This is a genomic window from Streptococcus mitis (assembly GCF_001579035.1).
In the GTDB taxonomy this organism is placed as follows: domain Bacteria; phylum Bacillota; class Bacilli; order Lactobacillales; family Streptococcaceae; genus Streptococcus; species Streptococcus mitis_J.
Window position 1 is genome coordinate 150,940 of the sequence record NZ_KQ970289.1, and the last position, 5,542, is coordinate 156,481.

The window sequence follows — 5,542 nt, forward strand, 5'->3', positions numbered from 1 at the left end:
ACTATTACTTGACTGTAGTTTGTCATTTTTTGATGAAGCTAGTACTTTTTCAGAAACTGTTTTGAAAGTCTCAATGATATAGTCCACTTCTTCATCGCTTAGTTTAGTATGAAGAGGAAGCGTAATTTCATTTTCAAAGAAGGCATAGGCCTTAGGATAGTTCGCCATATCAAAGCCAAGATTCTTGTAGGCTGTCAAGAGCGGAAGCGGTTTGTAGTGGACATTACTTGCAATTCCTGCTTTGGCTAATTCTTGAATGATAAGATTGCGTTCTTCTAAGCTCGCTCCTTCTACATGGGTAATGTAGAGGTGGCGTGAAGATTCGACAGTTTCAGTCTTGTGTGCCAAAGGATGGATGCGAGAACCTGCAAAACCACGATCATAACGGTCCACGATGTCCTTACGACGGCCAAGCAAACTTGGGTAACGATCCAATTGTACCAAACCAAGAGAAGCCATGATATCTGTCATGTTGCACTTGTAGGCAGGGGTTACGATGTCGTATTCCCATGAACCTAGTTGCATCTTAGCAAGAGCATCCTTAGTTTGACCATGAAGCGACAGAATCTGGAATTCCTTGTACATCTCTTCGTCGTCAATCGCTGGATTGGATTTCCAAGTAGCACTTCCACCCTCTGCAGTTGTAAAGTTCTTAACTGCGTGGAATGAGAAGGAAGTAAAGTCAGCGATGGAACCAGCTGGCTGTCCTTTATAAGTAGATCCCAAAGCATGGGCACTATCAGAAACAATCACGATACGGTTAAAGACTTTTTGCCACTTGCTTGAAGCGGTAAAGAGGTCACGTTTTTTCTCCACAACTTGGAACAAACGGTCATAGTCGCACACAATCCCCGCAAGCTCAACAGGAATAATCACCTTAGTCTTTTCAGTGATAGCTTGCTCAAGCAAGTCATAGTCCATTTCAAAAGTATCTGCTTGGATATCCACCATGACAGGTGTTGCTCCTACGTGCGTGATAACACTACATGAAGCTGTGTAAGTCATAGCTGGAACGATGACTTCGTCACCAGGTCCCACTTCCAAGACGCGCAAAATCAACTCAAGAGCGGCAGTCGCAGAGTTGAGGCAGACAGTCTTAGGCGTCTGTGTATATTGAGACAAGCGACGCTCTAGATCTTTTGTCTTAGGACCTGTTGTAATCCAACCAGAACGAAGGGTATCCGCTACTTCAGCAATTTCTGCTTCTGTGATATCGGGTGGTGAAAATGGAATATTGTAATTTGGCATTGATTTGCTCCTTTTATCTGTACTCATTTTCTAATGACTACTTTATTTTAGCACTTCAAACACGGTTTGAAACATAATTTTGATGTCTCCGAGGAAACTAAACTCTCGGAGATAGGCGAGGTTATAGCGCATCTTTTCAGGAAGAACATGCTCTACATAGGCTTGGTCAACTGACAGACCTTTCTCCGTCATTTGACTGATGATGGTGTCCTCATCCTTGTAGTTGATGCTGGCTGGAGAGGTAATACCTGCTGGTAAGAGCAAGGTCGCCATCATTTCAGGACTATACTGCTCTGTGTAACGTGGCACTTCAGGACGTGTCCCTACAAAGGACATCTCGCCTTTAAGGACATTGACCAGCTGAGGCAGTTCGTCCAAACGCACACGGCGGATGAAATTTCCTACCTTGGTAATGCGACTATCGTTAGCTGAAGTTACCAGACTGCCTTTTTTGTCCGCATCCGTTACCATGGTACGGAACTTCCAAATCTTGAAAGGACGGTTGTACTGGGTCACACGCTCTTGCTTGTAAATGATAGGCCCCTTGCTATCCAACTTGATCCAAATGCTCAAGATCAGAAAGACTGGGGAAGTCAAAATTAGCAAGACCAAGGCCAGAACCCAATCCAGGCAACGCTTGAAAATCAGCGAACCCTTCCTTTTAGAGACAAGCTGGTAGTAAGACTCAACCTCGCTTGATTTCATTTTCACGGGCAAGTCTTCCCATTTCAGCATGCTGTTTCTCCTTTGTTTTTATTATACTATTTGTCAACATTTTTCATTATACCACAAAATGGAAAAGGCGGTGAAAGAAATCTGTAATTTGAAGGATTTCCTTCTTACACTCAATAAAAATCAAAGAGCTAGCCGCAGGCTGATCAATGTACAGCTTTGAGATTGCGGATAAAGCTGACATGACTTGAATAGATTTTCAAAGAGTATTAGGCCATGGCCCCTGCCTGCAAGCTATACATCTTGTGATAGGTCCCTCCCAAGGCCAAGAGTTCCTCATGTGTTCCACTCTCAATAATGCGCCCCTTGTCCAATACGTAGATACAATTGGCGTCTTGGATGGTAGAAAGACGATGGGCTATGGCAATGGTTGTTCGTCCCTGTCGCATCTTAGCTAGTGAAGCTTGAACCAAACTTTCTGTTTCAGAGTCAATATTGGCTGTCGCTTCATCCAAAATCAGGATTTTAGGCTGACTGGCGACTGTTCTAGCAAAGGCAAGAAGCTGGCGCTGTCCAGTTGAAAAACTGGAGCCACGCTCGGAAACAGGGGCGTCATATCCCTGAGGAAGTTCTTGAATAAAGGAATCTGCATCCACGAAGCTAGCTGCGTCCTTTACCTGCTCATCACTGATTTCTTGGTACATGGCGATATTGGACTTAATGGTCCCATGATAGAGGAAGGGATCCTGCAAGACCAGACCGATGTTCTTTCTCAGCTCTTCCTGACTGTAGTCCCTAATATCCACACCATCCAAGAGAACTCGGCCTGACTGAAATTCATAAAAACGCATGAGGACATTGATAATCGAAGATTTCCCCGAACCTGTATGCCCCACAAAGGCAATAGTTTCACCCTTATTAACGGAGAAGGAAATATCATCCAGAATCGGATGTTTTCCATCATATGAGAAGCACACATGTTCAAATCGAATATTGCCTTCTTTGACTTTAGACTGCTCATCTTTCTGAAGGGGCTCATAGGTCCTCTCGTCTATTAGGGCAAAAACACGACCTGCAGAAACCATAGACGTTTGAAGGGTTGAAAAGTTTTGCGTCACTTCAATCAAGGGGTCAAAGAGACGATTGATGTACTGGATAAAGGCATACATGGTTCCTGCTGTTATTCCCAGATAAAGTCCACGATAGCCACAATAGGCCATCAAGACAGCATAACCTAGAAGTTTCAACAAACTCATGGCAGGGCGCAAAAAGAGGGCATCCAAGGCTACAGAACGGTTGGCATAGACCAAGTGTTCTTGGTTGATTTCATCAAATTCTGCCTGTAGGCGCTTCTCTTGATTAAAGGCCTGGATTATTCTGATTCCCTCGATGTTTTCAGCCAGCTTGCTATTGATGTCTGACAAGAGACTTCTGGTTTTTTCGATAATCTTGACGGATTTTTTCCGATAGAGATTGACCAAAAGGAAAATCAAGGGGAGAAAGAGCAATACTAATGCTGTCAAACGAAAATCCAATACCAACATGGTATAAAGAGTTGTCAGAAAGATAAAAACTGCTGAGATAAAGCTGGATAAAATCCCCGAAAACATATCGCTGATAGTCTCAGTATCATTGGTCAAACGAGAGACGATGGAGCCTGCTGGTGTCTTGTCAAAATAGGACATGCCCAGCTTTTCCATATTGGCAAAGGTATCCTGACGAATATCCCTAACAATACTGTATGACACCCGTGCAAAGAGAAGATTACCGACATACTGAACTACAGTTTGCAGGATATATAGACCATAGTAGACCAGCAAAACGGTCACAGCGAGTTGGTTGAGATTGCTGAGATACTGGTCGATAAACTGGGAAGCCACAAGGGGAATGACACTTTTTATGATTGTAGTCGCTAGGAGAAAACTAAGTGCCAAAAAAGTCAGGAGTCCATAAGGCTTGAGATAAGACATCAAGCGCTTCAATACAGCCCATTGTTCTTGTTTATTCTGCATCTTCTTCTCCTTTCATTTCTAACTGCTGAGACTGGTAGGTTTGGGCATACCAGCCATCCAAAGCTAGCAAGTCTTCGTGCCTGCCTCGTTCGATGATTTGACCATTTTGCAGGACTAAAATCAAATCTGCATGGACAACTGCACTCAGGCGATGAGCCGTAATAATGGTTGTCTTGTCCTTACGCGTTTCCTTGAGGTTGTCGATGATGGCATACTCTGTCTTGGCATCCACAGCCGACAAGGAATCATCTAAAATCAAAATGTCAGGGTCTAAAATCATAGCCCGACTCATAGCCAACCGTTGCTTTTGACCACCAGAAAGACTGACTCCTTTTTCACCAATCAGCGTATCAAATCCTTGAGGCATGTCTACAATATCTTGGTAAACTCGGGCTAGCTTCGTAGCTTCCTCGACCGCTGAAAGGGGCAAGTTAGGATTGCCAAAGCGGATATTGTCTAGGATTGAAGTCGCAAAGAGAAACTGGTCCTGAGGAACATAGCCCATGAGACTGCGAAGGTCTGTCAGACGGTAGTCTCGAATATCGTGACCATTTAGGTAAATGGCTCCCTTGTCCACATCGTATTCACGTAATAGAAGTTTGATCAAGGATGTTTTCCCAGAGCCTGTCTGCCCGACCAAACCCAGTGTTTGCCCTTTTCCCAAACTAAAGTGAACATTTGTCAGTGTTTCCTCATTTTCAAAGGCAAAGCTATCAATGGCATACTGCAAGCGTCCATTTTCAATGCCATCTAAAGGAAACTCAGGGTCTTGTACAGGTGATTTCTGAGACAAAAGTTCCTCAATCCGCTGGTAGGAAACCTTTCCTCGCTGAGTGATATTAAAGAGGAAACCGATGGCCATAAGAGGCCAGACCAGCATATCCAAGTAGCTGATAAAGGTTACTAGATTACCAACTGTAATCTGCCCTTCCTGAACCATCAAGGAACCAACCAAAAGCGTTAAAACATAGGATGAACCAACAAACAAGAGAACCATGGGATCAAAGAGACTATCGTATTTCATGGTTTGGAGGTTCTTTTGGAAGGTCAATTCATTGACTGTCTGAAAGGATTTCAACTCGTCCGCCTGGTAACCGAAAGACTTGGTCACTTTAATACCTGATACGGACTCCTGCACCTTGTTATTGAGTTCGGAAAAGGCGGCTTGCGATTCGCCAAAAGCCTTATGGGTCTTTCTCCCTAAACGACTGGTGGCATAAGCCATGAAAGGCAGGGGAAGAATGGCAACCAAGGTCATCTGCCACGAAATGCTAAAGAGCATGGTCAGCAAGGTCACTAAAGCTGTGATAGAGGCATCCACCGCTGACATAACCCCTCCCCCTGCGAGACGGGTTAAGGCATTGATATCGTTGGTGGCATGTGCCATCAGGTCCCCCGTCCTATAGGTTTGATAAAAGGCTGGAGACATTTTTGTGAAATGCTCAAATAAGCGAGAGCGCATAATCTGTCCCAAACGGTAGGAAGTCCCAAGAATATACATACGCCAAACATAGCGCAGATAGTACATCCCAAAGGCCGCAAGAAGCAAGTAAAATAGGTCAAGAAGGAGGGTCTGCTGGGTTAATTGCCCCGATGTGATAGCATCAATG

The 5,542-nt window shown here is 44.3% G+C and carries 4 protein-coding genes; all 4 read right to left on the reverse strand.

Features of this window, described 5'->3' with window-relative positions; genetic code table 11:
* Window positions 1-1,248 (reverse strand): DegT/DnrJ/EryC1/StrS family aminotransferase (locus tag SMIDD26_RS08005; RefSeq protein ID WP_167747500.1); only part of this gene is annotated, 1,248 nt, incomplete at its 3' end.
* A 42-nt stretch (window positions 1,249-1,290) separates the two neighbouring features.
* Window positions 1,291-1,983, reverse strand: coding sequence for a sugar transferase (locus SMIDD26_RS08010; RefSeq protein ID WP_061439769.1), 693 nt, complete (start codon window positions 1,981-1,983; stop codon window positions 1,291-1,293).
* 206 nt (window positions 1,984-2,189) lie between these two features.
* Window positions 2,190-3,932: an ABC transporter ATP-binding protein gene (locus SMIDD26_RS08015; protein ID WP_061439770.1), complete on the reverse strand. Its 1,743-nt coding sequence runs from the start codon at window positions 3,930-3,932 to the stop codon at window positions 2,190-2,192.
* Window positions 3,922-5,542, reverse strand: a 1,621-nt coding sequence (locus SMIDD26_RS08020; RefSeq protein WP_134990251.1) for an ABC transporter ATP-binding protein, incomplete at its 5' end; no start/stop codon positions are given. The genes SMIDD26_RS08020 and SMIDD26_RS08015, both read right to left, overlap by 11 nt.

Coding starts and splice junctions, on each gene's coding strand:
- SMIDD26_RS08010 (WP_061439769.1), bottom strand. CDS start 1,983: ATGCTGAAATGGGAAGACTTGCCCGTGAAAATGAAATCAAGCGAGGTT.
- SMIDD26_RS08015 (WP_061439770.1), bottom strand. CDS start 3,932: ATGCAGAATAAACAAGAACAATGGGCTGTATTGAAGCGCTTGATGTCT.